General features: G+C 57.5%; 14 protein-coding genes. 5 read left to right on the plus strand and 9 right to left on the minus strand.

Going from position 1 to position 13,955, the window contains the following annotated elements:
• Window positions 1–242: 242 nt before the first annotated feature.
• The 4 genes from MUN84_RS09350 (at window position 243) to MUN84_RS09365 (ending at window position 5,431) form a co-directional block, all read left to right on the plus strand.
• A complete protein-coding gene (locus MUN84_RS09350) occupies window positions 243–1,943 on the plus strand; it encodes a GEVED domain-containing protein (RefSeq protein ID WP_244697713.1) in 1,701 nt (566 codons plus the stop codon).
• A 185-nt stretch (window positions 1,944–2,128) separates the two neighbouring features.
• On the plus strand, window positions 2,129–2,620 hold the full coding sequence (locus tag MUN84_RS09355) for a SixA phosphatase family protein (protein ID WP_244697715.1): 492 nt from the start codon (window positions 2,129–2,131) through the stop codon (window positions 2,618–2,620).
• 95 nt (window positions 2,621–2,715) lie between these two features.
• Complete coding sequence (gene ppk1 / locus MUN84_RS09360; protein ID WP_244697717.1) at window positions 2,716–4,815, plus strand: polyphosphate kinase 1; 2,100 nt, start codon at window positions 2,716–2,718, stop codon at window positions 4,813–4,815.
• Window positions 4,816–5,095: 280 nt separating this feature from the next.
• On the plus strand, window positions 5,096–5,431 hold the full coding sequence (locus MUN84_RS09365) for an ASCH/PUA domain-containing protein (RefSeq protein WP_244697719.1): 336 nt from the start codon (window positions 5,096–5,098) through the stop codon (window positions 5,429–5,431).
• A gap of 125 nt (window positions 5,432–5,556) precedes the next feature.
• Here MUN84_RS09365 and MUN84_RS09370 read toward each other — a convergent pair whose 3' ends face one another.
• From MUN84_RS09370 to MUN84_RS09405, 8 genes are all read right to left on the minus strand, one after another.
• A complete protein-coding gene (locus MUN84_RS09370) occupies window positions 5,557–5,745 on the minus strand; it encodes a hypothetical protein (RefSeq protein WP_244697721.1) in 189 nt (62 codons plus the stop codon).
• Window positions 5,721–5,981 (minus strand): hypothetical protein, encoded by a 261-nt coding sequence (locus MUN84_RS09375; protein WP_244697723.1) that lies wholly within the window; start codon window positions 5,979–5,981, stop codon window positions 5,721–5,723. Before MUN84_RS09375 ends, MUN84_RS09370 begins: the two co-directional genes overlap by 25 nt.
• A gap of 557 nt (window positions 5,982–6,538) precedes the next feature.
• On the minus strand, window positions 6,539–6,976 hold the full coding sequence (locus MUN84_RS09380) for a hypothetical protein (RefSeq protein ID WP_244697725.1): 438 nt from the start codon (window positions 6,974–6,976) through the stop codon (window positions 6,539–6,541).
• Window positions 6,977–7,023: 47 nt separating this feature from the next.
• Entirely contained in the window at window positions 7,024–7,668 is a 645-nt protein-coding gene (locus MUN84_RS09385) for a hypothetical protein (RefSeq protein WP_244697726.1), read from the minus strand.
• Window positions 7,669–8,000: 332 nt separating this feature from the next.
• Window positions 8,001–8,300, minus strand: a complete 300-nt coding sequence (locus MUN84_RS09390) for a hypothetical protein (protein ID WP_244697728.1) — start codon at window positions 8,298–8,300, stop codon at window positions 8,001–8,003.
• Window positions 8,301–8,541: 241 nt separating this feature from the next.
• Window positions 8,542–10,176, minus strand: a complete 1,635-nt coding sequence (locus MUN84_RS09395; RefSeq protein WP_244697730.1) for a hypothetical protein — start codon at window positions 10,174–10,176, stop codon at window positions 8,542–8,544.
• A gap of 412 nt (window positions 10,177–10,588) precedes the next feature.
• A complete protein-coding gene (locus MUN84_RS09400) occupies window positions 10,589–11,080 on the minus strand; it encodes a hypothetical protein (RefSeq protein ID WP_244697732.1) in 492 nt (163 codons plus the stop codon).
• Window positions 10,996–11,907 carry a metallophosphoesterase gene (locus MUN84_RS09405; protein ID WP_244697733.1) on the minus strand — a complete coding sequence of 304 codons (912 nt, stop codon included), beginning with the start codon at window positions 11,905–11,907 and terminating at the stop codon, window positions 10,996–10,998. The genes MUN84_RS09400 and MUN84_RS09405 overlap by 85 nt, the downstream gene beginning before the upstream one ends.
• Window positions 11,908–12,147: 240 nt before the next feature.
• Here MUN84_RS09405 and MUN84_RS09410 point away from each other — a divergent pair, with 240 nt between their 5' ends.
• Window positions 12,148–13,389 carry a Pycsar system effector family protein gene (locus MUN84_RS09410; protein WP_244697735.1) on the plus strand — a complete coding sequence of 414 codons (1,242 nt, stop codon included), beginning with the start codon at window positions 12,148–12,150 and terminating at the stop codon, window positions 13,387–13,389.
• Window positions 13,390–13,621: 232 nt separating this feature from the next.
• On the opposite strand, the gene MUN84_RS09415 is transcribed toward MUN84_RS09410, so the two are convergent.
• The gene (locus MUN84_RS09415) at window positions 13,622–13,876 is read right to left on the minus strand and encodes a hypothetical protein (protein WP_244697737.1); all 255 of its coding nucleotides are present in this window, start codon (window positions 13,874–13,876) and stop codon (window positions 13,622–13,624) included.
• Window positions 13,877–13,955: the final 79 nt, after the last annotated feature.

Genomic DNA, 13,955 nt, shown 5'->3' on the forward strand with positions numbered 1-13,955 from the left:
CTATTCTGCTACTCTCGCAACACCCGCCCGGTACGCACCGGGCGGGTGTTTGTATTTATTGGAGTTGTCTTCTCGTAAAGAGAGCCCCTATAATTTGGTCAAATATGAAATTTACATCAGTTATACGCTCATATATTTAAATATTTTCAATAATTTGGACGCTTCGCCCCCTTTCTTCACAACCTTCACACCTATCTACCGTCCTCAATTTTCTGCTCATCAACACAACCAAAACCCTTTCTATGAAAAAAACCATTTACGCAATGACGCTGGCTTGCTTAGGGCTGGGCGCTTCTCTTACGGCTGAGGCCCAGCAGGTTCGCCAGTGTTCCACCATGGAAAACTTGGCCGCCCAGATGGCCGCCGATCCGGCTCTGGCCCAGCGGCTGGCCTCCATTGAGGGCCAGACTCAGCAGTTCATCAACAGCCCAGTAGCCAAGCGCACCACAGCCGTAGTAACTATTCCGGTAGTTGTGCACGTGCTCTACAACACCGCGGCTCAGAACATCTCCGACGCCCAAATTCAGTCCCAGCTTGCGGTGCTGAATGAGGACTTCAGCAAAACCAACGCCGATGCTAGCAAAACGCCAGCGGCTTTTGCCGGGCTGGCGGCCAATGCCAACATCCAGTTTGTGCTGGCCAAGCGCACGCCGGCGGGCACTGCTACCACAGGCATTGAGCGCAAATCGACTACCAAAACCAGCTGGGGCACCGATGACGCCATGAAAAAAGCCAGCCTGGGCGGGCTGGACGCCTGGGATGCTACCAAGTACCTGAACCTGTGGGTGTGCAACCTATCGGGTGGGGTGCTGGGCTACGCGCAGTTTCCGGGTGGTGCAGTTGCTACCGATGGCGTGGTAATTCTGACGTCGGCTTTCGGGCGCGGTGGGTCGGCTTCGGCTCCGTTCAACCTGGGTCGGACGGGTACGCACGAGGTAGGCCACTGGCTGAACCTGCGCCACATCTGGGGCGACGCCTCCTGCGGTAATGACCTGGTTTCGGACACCCCAACCCAGCAGACCCAGAACTACAGCTGCCCTACCTTCCCAAAAGTGACCTGCTCGAATGGTCCGAACGGGGACATGTTCATGAACTACATGGACTACACCGATGACGCTTGCATGTACATGTTCTCGAATGGGCAGTCCTCGCGCATGAACGCCCTGTTTGCTGCTGGCGGCGCCCGTGCGGGTCTGGTTACTTCTACCGGCGGCACTGCTCCCGGTGGCACTACCCCTACCACGCCCACGTACTGCGCTTCTAAAGGCACCAGCGTAGCCTACGAGTGGATTGACCTGGTGCAGCTGGGCTCGATTAGCCGCACCTCCGGCGCCAACGCCGGCTACTACGACGGCACGGCCCTGGGCACAACCGTAACGGCGGGCACGGCCCAGACCATCAGCTACTCGGCTGGTTACGCCTCCACGGCCTACACCGAGTACTGGAAAGTATACATCGACTACAACCAGAACGGCGTGTTCACCGATGCCGGCGAACTGGTAGCCAGCCGGAGCGCCGCCTCGGCCAGCACCCTGACCAGCACCTTTACGGTACCGGCCACGGCCAAAACCGGCAAAACCCGCCTCCGCATTGTGATGAGCGACGCTTCCGCTACGACCAGCTGCGGCAGCTACAGCTACGGCGAAACCGAAGACTATAGCATCACGATTTCCGGCGGCACGGCGCGTCAGTCGGGCGCTATAGCTGAGGCAGCTTACCGTATTTTCCCGAACCCGGCTACCGATGTGCTCAACATTGAAGTTCCGACTACCATCAACGCCAGCGTTGTAACGGTAAAGGTGTTGGATGTGCGCGGTGCCGAAATGAAGCAGGTAACCTTCGATGGCAACCTGCTCAACGTGGGGCAGCTGGCCAAGGGCGTATACATGCTGCGCATCGCCGATGGTCAGCAGGTGACGCACCATCGTTTCGTGAAAGAATAGCGGACGCCTACCTCGGGCCACCGGCATGGCCTGGCTGACTTCCGTATGAAAAGACTCGCTTATTCCTGAGCGAGTCTTTTTCTTTATCAATTATTTACCGGCCCGATTTTGGGTGGGCCGCTTGCCCAGAGCAAAACCTTTTCCTAACCCACAGTAAAGAGGCCTGCCTACATTCCTGCCTGCTTATGAAGACGCTGTACCTGATGCGCCACGCCAAATCGAGCTGGAGCTTTGACGACCTGACCGACAAGGAACGCCCACTCAACGACCGGGGCCGCGACGATGCGCCGGCTATGGGCCAGGCCCTGGCCAAGCGCAACATTCAGCTGGATTTGCTGCTGGCCTCGCCATCCGTCCGGACCCTGAGCACGGCCGCCCTGGTAGCTCACGAGCTGGAGTACCCCGCCGAGAAAATTCAGGTAGTGGACAGCATCTACGAAGCTACGGTGCCGGACTTGCTGAACGTGGTGCGCCAGTGCCCCGACTCCGCCGACTCGGTGTTGCTAGTAGGACATAACCCTACCATCACGGAGTTTGCCAACATTCTGTCTCCCAGCAGCATTCCCGATATGCCCACGGCCGCCATCGTGTGCCTGAAGTTCAACTGCGCCCGCTGGACTGAAATCGACCAGACCAACGCCGAGTACTACTTCTACGATCATCCAAAAAATAACTAGGGTTTGGGGAGCTTAGCTGACGTTCAGCCAGCGCTTTTCGTTGTCGTTGAACACCCACTAAGCCCCCAGACCCCAGGCCCCCAAGACCCCACACCATGTCCGAAACCACACAGGCGCAGCCCCAACTGCTGAATCGGGAACTGAGCTGGCTGGCTTTTAACCGCCGCGTGCTGCAGGAAGCGCAGAACCCTGAAGTGCCTTTGCTGGAGCGTATTAAGTTCCTAGCCATTTTCAGCAGCAATCTGGACGAGTACTTTAAGGTGCGCGTAGCCACGCTGCGGCGCTTAGTAAAACTCAAGAAGAAAACCCGGGCCAAGCTAGGCGAGGACCCCGTGGTACAGCTGCGCGACCTGCTGGAAGAGGTAGGCCGCCAGCAGCAGGAATTCGGCGACACCTTCCGCAACGGCATCCTGCCGGAACTGCGGGCCCAGCACATTCATTTGGTTTCTGAGCACGACCTCACGACCGAGCAGCGCCAGTGGGTAGATGAGTATTTCCGCCAGCACGTGCAGGATTTACTTTCGCCCATTATCCTGGACGAGAACCTGCACCACCTGTTTCTGCGCGACCAGAGCGTGTACCTCACCTTCCTACTCAGCCAGCCCGAGAACCGCAAAAAGCAGGAGCTAGAGCGCGTAGTTGTGATGGAGCTGCCTACCAAGCGCCACGGCGGCCGGTTTGTGCGCCTACCCGACCAGGGCGAGGAGAAGTTCGTGATGTTCCTGGATGATGTAGTGCGCTGCTGCGCCCGGGAGCTGTTCCCAAAGTACCAGAAAGTGCAGGTGCACGCCGTCAAGCTTTCCCGCGACGCTGAATTGGACATTCAGGAGGAAGTATCGGGCAACATGCTGGCCAAGATTAAAAGCAGCCTGCAGAAGCGCGAAACCGGCTACCCTGCCCGCCTGCTCTATGACCCCGCCATGCCCAAGGAGGTACTGCGGGCTGTGATGCAGAAAACCGGCATTGGGAAAGAGGAGCTAGTAGAAGGCAGCCGATACCATAATTTCCGCGACTTTTTCGGGTTCCCGGACTTTGGCCTGGCCGAGCTGCAGTACGAGCCTATGCCGCCCCTGCCCCACCCCACGCTGCCGCGCACGGGCAAAATGCTACCTGCCATTGCCGAGCGCGACCACCTGCTGCACCCACCCTACCAGTCCTTCGACTACGTAACCCGCCTGATTACGGAGGCGGCCCAGGACCCGCAAGTGAGCAGCCTCAGCATTACCCTGTACCGGGTAGCCGGCAAGAGCGAAGTCGCCAAAGCCCTGCTCAAAGCCGCCAAAAACGGCAAGCAGGTAACGGTGGTAGTAGAGCTGAAGGCCCGCTTTGATGAGGAAAGCAACATGTTCTGGGCCGAGAAGCTGCAGAAGGCCGGTGCCAACGTCATTTATGGTATTCCGGAGCTGAAGGTGCACAGCAAGCTGCTACTTATCACGCGGGCCGAGGACGACCAGAACCGCCTTTACGCCTACCTGAGCACGGGCAACTTCAACGAGAAAACCAGCGAAATCTACGCCGACCACGGCTTGTTCACGGCCAACCCGGAAATCACGCGCGACGTGGTAGAGGTGTTCCGCTACTTCCACGACCGCCAGGACAAGACCGGGCAGTTTCACAACTTGCTGGTGGCTCCTTTCGAGCTGCGCGAAAAGCTGGTGGCTCTCATCGACCACGAAATTCAGCTAGCTCAGAAGGGCAAGGACGCCTATATCATTCTGAAGCTAAACGCTTTGCAGGATGAGCGTATGATTTTGAAGCTCTATGAGGCCAGCCAGGCCGGGGTGCGTATTGAGCTGCTAATTCGGGGGATTTCCTGCCTGATTCCGGAGCTGGCCGGCCAGAGCGAAAATATCCAGCAGCGCGGTATGGTCGACCGATTCCTGGAGCACGGCCGCATCTATGTGTTTGGCAACGGAGGCGAGGAAAAAGTGTACGTCGCCTCCTCCGACTGGATGGCTCGCAACCTCGACCGCCGCGTGGAGGTAGCCTTCCCCATCCTGCAGGACGATTTACGGGCTGAGGTGCGCCACATGTTGGACTTGCAGCGCCAAGACAACGTAAAGGCCCGCGACTTCCATAACCGCTTTATTGGCCCGAGGATGCTGCCTCGGCTCGCATCCGTTCCCAGTTCGACACTTACGACTACCTCAAAAGCCTCTGCAAACCTACCAAGAAGCGGAAGTAGCATGCACTGATGTCAGATGAGGTTATTGTTTTGTAACCTTTTGACTGCCAGTACAAAGTAGCTTAGTATCCGTATGAGCGCCTCCATTGTGTAATGGAGGCGCTTTTTGCTGCCGCAAGGCCGACGGTAGTATACACGCTAGCCGTACGCAGTGGCAACAGTTAGAGAAAAAGCTCCGTAGCGCTAAACGATACGCCTGTATTGCTTGTTTTTAAACCAACAGCACATACATTCAGGCAATACGGCATAATTTTCACGGCTGTAACCTTTTCACTTCTGACTTCAACCTCATGCAATATACTTCTTCCGGCGCCTTGGCTCCTGTTCGCGGCGCCACTGCCAACCACCACGAGCTGAAGGTATGGCCCGCCTGCTTTGCCGCCGTGGTAAGCGGGGCCAAGCCCTTCGATGTACGCCTCAACGACCGAGACTACCGCGTAGGCGATGCCCTACTCCTGCGCGAATACGAGCCCGAGAGCGAGCAGTACAGCGGCCGCACCACGGAGCGCTGGATCAGCTACTTATTGCAAGGCGGCTCCTTTGGCGTTGAGGAAGGCTGGTGCGTGCTAGGTCTGGCCGAGCACGCTCCCTTACCTTCCGGCATCAGCGACACGCGGCTATGGTAAGTACTACCGCAGCTCATCCGGCATAAAAAAGCCTCTGCGCGGCAGAGGCTTTTCGCATTTTTAGGGGTAGGTAGCTGGCCTTATCTACCGCCAACTACCCAACTGCTGCGCAACGCTCCACCTGCTCAGACCCGACGCTGGCCCTGCATTTCGCGCAGCCACTCCTCCGCCGACACAACATCGTCGAAGAGTTGCAGGCGGATTTGCTCGCCAAAAGGAGAGGAACTTAGCGAGGCAGCCTGATCGAGCAGGTCGTGGGGCTGCACAACGTGGGCAATGTAGCGCAGGCCTAGGCGCACGGCCTGCGGCCCCATACGCTGCTAAGCCACTCCACCGAGTCGAACCAGGGGCCGGAGAGACGGCTGTTGTCGTTGAGTAGGTAGGGGCAGCGGAGTTCCTGCAGGGCGCTCAGGAAGCGGGCGGCCCCGTTGTAGGCCTCATTCGGATCAATATAGCCCAGCCAAATGGCGCGCAGCCAATTATCAGCTTCGTCAAAATCCAGCTCGCAGCTACTGCCGTCGCGCAGGTCAGTATGTTTAGAAATTTGCATGTGAGGAAAGAGGGATAATAGAAAGATATGAATGTACTTAACGCAGCCAACTACCCTCTAGGTTACTACGGCTCAGGTCTGCGTACAATGCTGTAAAGCACAAGTTGCTCAACTGTTGGAAATGTATCCAAATCAGCCTCAGCCAGCACACCCACTTGAGCACCGCCGCCACCTCATGGGAGCGAGCAAAGAATCGGATTCACTGCAAAGCTGGCACTGCGCAGCCTACGCTGCTACACTGGTTAGGATGGTACCTCAACAGTCACTACATTTAGCTAGTAACCAGCTTATAGTATGGCCGTTACGAGCCGAAATACTTTCTAGAATGCCCAGCTCAGAAAGCACGTCTTTGTAACTTGATTCTGGGTAGCAAAGGAAGTCTTTATCGATACAGATTGTACTGTACCCAAAAAGAATCTGAGTTAGCCCGTTACATGGGCAACTCAGATTCCTTACTGTAGGTAGCATACCAGAAGAATAGTACTATTTCTAACGACTAGGAGCAGCCGCGCAAAACAGCAAAGAAACTTAGCGGATAGATGGCAGCCTTTGCCTCCTTACGGCTTAGGAGCCTTATCTACGGTTTTCTTCAGGAACTTGCGCGGGGGCACAATAAACAGTTCGAGGGAGGCGTAGGGAGCGCCGGCTAGCTTGCTGTCAATGATTTTGACGCGGTTGTCGTTCGTGCGGTCAAAGGCATCGAAAGCATAGTTGTAGCGGTAGCCGCCCTCCAACCCAAACCACAGGAAGTCATAGATTTCTCGCTCCCAGCGGCCCCGGAACTTAACCTCCGTTTCACGCAGCTCCAGGGTGCGCAGGTCAATGGCTCCTTCGCGGCGCAGGGGCTCGCGCAGCTTTACTATGTAGTTGAGGCCATCCACGGAGTAGCCAGCAAAGAACAGGGAACGGGGCGAGGCGTTGTAACGGGCCGTTATACGGGCCGGGAACAGGGCCTCCACGCCCCAGCGGTTGTTAAAGGTACGGTTGTAGAGCACGGCCGGGTAAATACTCTGCCGCCCGAAGGTATACCCTAGCTGCAGGCCTACCCCCAGGAGAACATCGGACTGCGCTTCCAGCCGTACAGGAACTCCGACGATACACGCAGGTAATCGCGCACACTCAGCTCCGAGGAAGTGTAGTCGCCGCTCAACTCGCCCTTCACCCGGAAGATGTACCAGTTGACCTCATTCACGGGCCGAATCACGGCCAACTGGGTTCCTAGGTTTTTGAGGCCCTTGTTTTCAATGTTGTCGTAGAGCTCGTAGCCGGTAGGTTTCTGCCGAAACTTGAACTCCTCCCGCTCATAGTTCACCCCCAGAATTAGCTTCAGGTGGGGGCGGTTGAGCATGGGGATGTAGCCTTTGATAACGAGGCGGGCGTTTTTGGTGGCTTCCGAGCTGTAATCCTGCAAGCCCACTACCTTGCCATCCGACGTGACGTTGAAGCGCGGCACCCGCTCGTAGTGGAAAATCAGGCCTTTGCTGGGACCCATGCCCACCACGGAGGGGGTAGCAAATTCCTGCGTGTTCACCGCCGCTACCGTGTCGCCGACGGGAGGAGCCGGGGGTGGGAAAACGGGAGGCGTAGTGGGCGTAATCTGAGCGTGGGCAACTCCGGCGCACAACAATGCCGCCGAGGCCGCCAGCGGCCCCAGTAACCGAAACGTCGGGGCAGAAAATGAAATCATACGGGTGGCTTGCAGAGAAACAAACGACAAAAAGGCGTTAGGCTAGCCTTAACGTCTTTTCGCAAAAAAAGATGAGGCGGCGGAACGGTGAAATAGTGAGATAGTGCAATGGGGCGTTTCACAGGCTTTCATGCCGAGGAAGCACAACGCCATCATCGTCCTTCTCTTACGCTCAAAGTCTAGTAAGCTAGCAAGCCCTTACCATCTGTGCTGGAGGTAAGGGCTTGCTAGGTTTCAGGAAGGTAGTATGGTGGTTAGAGCAGATGGTACCGTCGTGCTTCCTCGGCATGAAAGCGCGTGAAATGCCCCATTGCACTATCTCATCATTTCGCTTAGAAGAGAAAATCGAAGCCGACGAAGACCAGGTTTTCCTCGCCTACGGAGTAGGTAGCGTTGATAACGGCTTGCTTGAGTACATCAACCCAGATGCCCCCGCCTACGCCGGTGTGGAAGGCACTCAGGCCGGTATCGGTGTCGCGGGAGCTGTACACACGGGCGGCATCGGCCAGGCCCAGGATGCCAAACTTACCGGGCACCAAGTACGCGTTGAACGTGAACAACTGCACGCGCACCTCGGCGTTGCCGTACACCGACGAACGGCCGGCGTAGCGAGTACGGCGGTAGCCGCGCAAGTTGGTGGTACCGCCCAGGGTGTTGGCCTGGTAGAAGCGGTAGTCGCCGAGGGTGCGGCTGGCCCAATGCGGCCGGCCCAGGTTAGCTGGAAGGGGAAATTAGGCGAGAGGTAGGCCCGGAATTCGGTAGCTAGGCGGCCGTAGGTCAGCTTTTCGCCATTCAGCTGGTGGTTGTACTCGGCTGAGTTGTACCAACGCAAACCAATGCGCGGGTTTTTGGGTGAAGAAGCGGCGTCCAGGTTCAAGTATGCCCTACCCCAAGGTAACGGTTCAAGCCAAAATCAGAAGCACGAATGCCAGCGGCGGCGGTGCCTTCGCGGCCGTTGCCGGTTACAGGGTCAAGACCCCGGGCTATTTCGCTGCCGATCTGGGCCCGGTCTACCCGGAACTGGTCGTACTGGGGACCAAAGCCGAACTTCAAGAAGCTGAACAAGTCTTTTTCCAGCATGGGCGCCACGTACAGCCGCGAGAAGCGGATGCGGTACGTGTCGTTGATATCACGGGCGCCGGTGCCTTCATCATCGGCCAGAATATTCTGAGTGTTGTTGCCCAGACCGAAGAAATTGTAGAGCAACTGAGGACCGTAGAGCTGGGCTGTTAGGCGCAAATCTGTTTTGCCCAGCACATCCACGAAGTGACCGAGGTAGCGCACATTGTAAGCACTCTGCGAGGGCGAATAGTTGGCGGCCAGGCTCTGCTCCGTAGCGTAAGGCGACTTGCGGAAACCATAGGTACGGTACACCAGCCCGCCCCCGAAAAACAGCCGGTCATCAATGTTGTACCCGAAGTACAGGGTCGGGCCGAAGTAGTTCAGGGTGTAGTCCTTGCGGTCGGTGCGGGTGTGCACATCGTAGCGGCTTACATCAATGCCGGGCTCCAGGCGCAGGCGGGCGTCCTTGCCGGCTACAATCACGTTGCCGGTGTCGGCATCGTACACGTGCAGCTTATGGCCCAGGCCCGCCACGTTGGAGCGGTCCACGATGGAGTCCCGGTCGGTGCCCCCGATGATGCGCACTAGTGGGCCGCCTTTCACGTCGCCTTTCACCTCGTACTGGTCCTCGCCCTGGAAGCCGTAGAGACGCAGCTCCTTGGTTACCTTGTTGTCGAAGGTGCGGTCGAAAAGGCTTTTGCTTAGCTCACCTTCCTTGTTGATTTTCTGCACCGTCACGCGCGTCTTATCATTGGGTAGGCGCTCCACCACAAACCGCTCGCGCTTCTTGGAGCCTTTTACCTCCGTCACCTTGCTGAGCACCTCGTAGTAGTCGGCCGCTACCTGGGGTAGCAGGTCGCGGCGGCTCTTGAGTTTGGCAATAATTTCGGGGGCGTGCAGCTCGTAGATCTGCTTGGGCCACCGTTCCCGGAATGCTTTTTCGATAACGTCGTCGGTGAGTTCGGCCTTCATGTCCTCGGCCTGCTTCACCCACTCCTCTTTCGTTACCGAAGCCAGATACACCCGGTCGTTGCTCAGGGCCGTTAGGTTCAGGCCTTTCCAGTCGCCGTAGTCGGACCCAAAGTTCTGGAAGTTGCGAATGGCCCACTTGCGCGAGGCCAGGTAAGGGAAAATACCGTCGCCCTTGAAGAAGGCCACATCCCGGTCTTCGGGCACGGCCGTGAACTTCCGGTCCCCGTCTTTGTCCTTTTTCTCAGCCCAGCGCCACTGGTCTTCGTGCCGGTCCCAGTCGCCAATCCACATGTCGAAGAGGCGGGAGCGGGCAAAGGCTTTTTCGTTGACGCGGTTATCGTTATCATCGGTGATACGCTCAAACACCTTGTCAGTGCCCACCAGATTTTTGGCGTTGCCCAGGCTTTCCACGTTGCTTTGGTCGTCCTTGGCATCTTCCTCGATGGCGCCTGGCGTGTTGCCGAACCGCTCCAAATACTGGCCCAGCAGGGGGTCCTGAGGGATGTAGCGCAGCTCAGGGTTGGTGTACAGAATGCCGGCGGCCTTAGCCAGGGCGGAATGGCAATGGAGGCGTAGGGATGCTGGGCCGAAATCTGGTCCTGCAGGATGTCGGCGGCGGCACCTTCGCGCAGGGCTTCCGGCAGCACCGCCGAGGGGTCCTTATTCAGGCTGCGAATCGTGAAATTGCGCCCTTCCTCGTTGCGTACTTTCAGGGAAGCCGTTTGCTTGCCGCCCCCGATTTTGTAAGGCGTCAAGCCACCCTTTTCGGTAGCTAGGTCCAGCACCGGAAACTGCACCGGCGTGGCCCACTCCTGGCGGTAATGCTTGCCGAAGAACAGCTTGTGTACTCCGCTACGATTCACGTAGTTGGGGTTGACGGCTACCGTTACGGTGCTATCAGCAAAGTTGGGCCGCGGGGCGCCGGTAGGCCGCGCCACCGAGTCGGTGGAGGCCATGGCCTGCTGGGCGTACATGGGCGTGCGGAATACAAGACGGCCGGTTTCACCCGTACCATTTGGTACGTAGAATTCCGTCCAGACCTCCCGTTGTCGTAGTAGTTAACCCGGGCAAACCCCTTCTCTTTGTCGGAGAACAGGGCGTCGCCGCCGCTACCAGGCTTCACGTGCTGGGTTTTGCAGCCCGAGCCGCTAACAATGTGATTGAGGTTGCCTTCCTTCTGGAACTGCAGGTTGTGCTCGTGACCGGCAGCGTACACCACGTTGGGGTACTTCTGGAAAATCTCCATCAGCCCCTTCTTATACGCTTGGTACAAGGGGTGCGGAATATCCTGACTTACCCCGCCGTACTTGCGAGCAAACGGGTATATGGAGCCAATGATGGGCAGGGGCACGAAGGCGTACTTGAACACGATGGACAAGGGGAAGAAATGGTCCCCAGGGTGAAGTAGCCACCGTGAATACCGTCGGAAAACAGCGGGTGGTGAGCTACCACCACAATGTTCTTGCCCGCGTTGCGCTGAATGATGTCTTCCAGCTGGGTAAAGAAATCCGTTTCATTGGCTACCCCGCAGCCGCTGTTGGCTCCGTAGGGCCGCTCACCGGAAGTTTGCAGAAACCACTGGGAGTTAATGGCAATCAGCACCACATCGTCCTGCAAGCGCACCTCTACCGGCCCGGGACAGGCGTCGCGGGGGAGGAAGAAGTCGCCGGTGTAAGGAAAGGCTGCCGAGTCGCTCTGCAGGTAGCTTTCCACGAAAAACTGTTCCCGGTTTACTTGGTCCACAGCCCCGCGCAAGCCCTGCTTCCAGTCGTGGTTGCCCGGAATCATGTATTTCTCGCCCTGGTAGTCGCGCAGAATTTTCATCTGGTCGATGATGCGCCGCTCTGATTCCGGGCGGTCGGAGGCCTTGGCTTCCGGCATGCCGTACTCGTAGATATTATCTCCGAGGTAGACCGTGGTGCTTTTGGCGCCGGCAGCCAGAATCTGCTTGCGCATGTAGTTCAAAGACGGCTCGCCGCCTTCGGCCTCCGGAATCGGCTTACCCACGTCGCCAATCAGAAACACGGTGTAGCGAATGCGGGAGCTGTCGGGTGGCGTTTTAGCTTCCCAGTTCAGCCCTCCCCGGCGGTAATTGGGCCGCTCGGGGTGGGGCGTCTGCGTGGGTTGCTGCTGGGCCATTGCCACCGGGGCAGCGGCACCGGCCAGGGCCAGCAGCAGGCAACAGGACAGAAAATTTCTGCTCATACTAGAAGAGAGGTAGCGAGAAAGCAAAGGGCTGGGTGAGGGCACCAAGGAAAGAGAACGGATGTTCAGGAAATACGGTAAACTTACCAGTAACGACTAAGGTAGTTGTTACGCATAGGTACGGTGCGCTGCCGTACGCAATTCCCTTCGTTACGGTTGGGGCGCGTGGCCCGAAAACCCCGCGCCGCGAATCGCGTTGTAAGCCGAACAGCTCCTCGCTGTTGTTTGTTGTCTGCCCTGATGGAAACCATTCTAGTTCAGAAACCGGCTAAGGCCGAAATTGTAAAAAATGCCAAGGCCTACGTGCTGGCGTTGCTGGAGAAAAAGCTCCCGGCCCAGCTCGTGTATCATTCCCCCAAGCACACGGCCACTGTGGTAAAGGAGGCGCGGGCCCTGGGCGAAGCGGCGGGGCTCAGCGAGACCGATCAGGAGGCGCTGCTGCTGGCGGCTTGGTTCCATGATGTGGGCTACACGGAAGTGTACGACGGCCACGAGTTCCGGAGCGCGGAAATGGCCGGCGAGTGGCTGCGCCAGCAAGGCTACCCTGAGGAGCGCATTGCCGTGGTGCAGAACCTGATTCGGGCCACTCACCGCGACGCCAAGCGCGAAACCGAGCTGGAACAGCTGCTGGTGGATGCCGATATGAGCAATATGGGCCGCGAGAGTTTCTTTGCCGAGGGCGAGCTACTGCGGGCCGAGTGGGAAGCCACCGGCGGCAAAACCTACTCTAACACGGAGTGGGCCGACAACCAGTTGGCTTTCCTGCTAGCCGGCAAGTACTACACGAAAGCTGCCAGAGAGCGGTACGAGGAGCAGTTCAAGGAAAATATAAAGGAGCAGCGCAAGCAGCTCAAGAAAACCGAAAAGAAGAACAAGAAGAAAAAGGAGGAAGAAGGCGGCACGTTTGCTGAGCCCAAGCGCGGCATCGAAACCATGTTCCGGACCATGTATAGCAACCACATGAAGCTCTCGGACATGGCTGATAAGAAGGCGAACATGATGATTTCGCTGAACGCGGTCCTCATGTCGCTGATTATTACGTACTTCGGCGCCAAGCTAGGTAGCAAAACTGCCGCCCTCAGCAACGTGGGCCTAATCCGGAACCCCATTATTGCGGTGCCGATGGGCATTCTGCTGGCCACGGCGCTGGCCTCGGTTATTACCGCCATTCTCTGCGCCCAACCCGACGTGACGAGCTTCAAGTGGCTTAAGCGCAGCCCCCAGATTGCCACTAACCGCCGGGTAAACCTGCTGTTCTTTGGTAACTTCAGCAAGCTCAGCCTCGACGACTTTCAGCACGGCATGACGGAAATCATGGGCCAGAAAGAGGCGCTCTACACCAACATGGTGACGGACATTTACTACCTCGGCGACGTGCTAACCAAAAAGTACCGCCTGTTGCGCCTGAGCTACACCATCTTTATGGTAGGTCTGATCCTGACGGCGCTATCATTCGGTATCGCCCTGCTCTACAAAGTCTAAACGCTGAGGTGGTGCATGAGTGATTGAGTGAAGCGTTATAGCGAGCAGTGCGACGTCAGCCTCCTCCTCTCTGTAAATAGCCTAGAAACGAGACAAGCCCTTACTGCCAGCGCGGCGGTAAGGGCTTATTACATTTCAGGGGTAGCCCGCTGGCCAAGACGGATGGCGTCGATACCCTCGCCATGACACCACTTACTACTTCACTCAATCACTCATGCACCACCTCACTGCTTCACCGCTTCTCTACCAACTCCGCTAGGTTATGCAGGGAGCGGCCCAGGAAACGGTGTAGGCGGCGGAGCTGTCCGAAGCGGACGAGGCGGCTAGGACTGGCAATGTGGCCGTAGCGTAGCTCTATCGTTACTAAACAGGCGTCGAGCGTTACGGCCTCAATGCCGTAGAATAGCAGGGAGTTGGGGAAGAGGCGGAAGTGGGAAATCTTCTCCACGTACTCCAGACGGCCATCCTCATCCTCGAACTGCTGCACGGCCTGAAAGTCAATTTGCCCCCGAATACATCCACTTTATAGCTGGTGCCGAGGCGACCGGCCTTGGTGACATCGTAGT

Origin of the sequence: Hymenobacter sp. 5516J-16 (assembly GCF_022919335.1) — a bacterium.
In the GTDB taxonomy this organism is placed as follows: domain Bacteria; phylum Bacteroidota; class Bacteroidia; order Cytophagales; family Hymenobacteraceae; genus Hymenobacter; species Hymenobacter sublimis.

Coding starts and splice junctions, on each gene's coding strand:
- MUN84_RS09350 (WP_244697713.1), top strand. CDS start 243: ATGAAAAAAACCATTTACGCAATGACGCTGGCTTGCTTAGGGCTGGGC.
- MUN84_RS09355 (WP_244697715.1), top strand. CDS start 2,129: ATGAAGACGCTGTACCTGATGCGCCACGCCAAATCGAGCTGGAGCTTT.
- ppk1 (WP_244697717.1), top strand. CDS start 2,716: ATGTCCGAAACCACACAGGCGCAGCCCCAACTGCTGAATCGGGAACTG.
- MUN84_RS09365 (WP_244697719.1), top strand. CDS start 5,096: ATGCAATATACTTCTTCCGGCGCCTTGGCTCCTGTTCGCGGCGCCACT.
- MUN84_RS09370 (WP_244697721.1), bottom strand. CDS start 5,745: ATGGGGCCGCAGGCCGTGCGCCTAGGCCTGCGCTACATTGCCCACGTT.
- MUN84_RS09375 (WP_244697723.1), bottom strand. CDS start 5,981: ATGCAAATTTCTAAACATACTGACCTGCGCGACGGCAGTAGCTGCGAG.
- MUN84_RS09385 (WP_244697726.1), bottom strand. CDS start 7,668: ATGATTTCATTTTCTGCCCCGACGTTTCGGTTACTGGGGCCGCTGGCG.
- MUN84_RS09405 (WP_244697733.1), bottom strand. CDS start 11,907: ATGAGCAGAAATTTTCTGTCCTGTTGCCTGCTGCTGGCCCTGGCCGGT.
- MUN84_RS09410 (WP_244697735.1), top strand. CDS start 12,148: ATGGAAACCATTCTAGTTCAGAAACCGGCTAAGGCCGAAATTGTAAAA.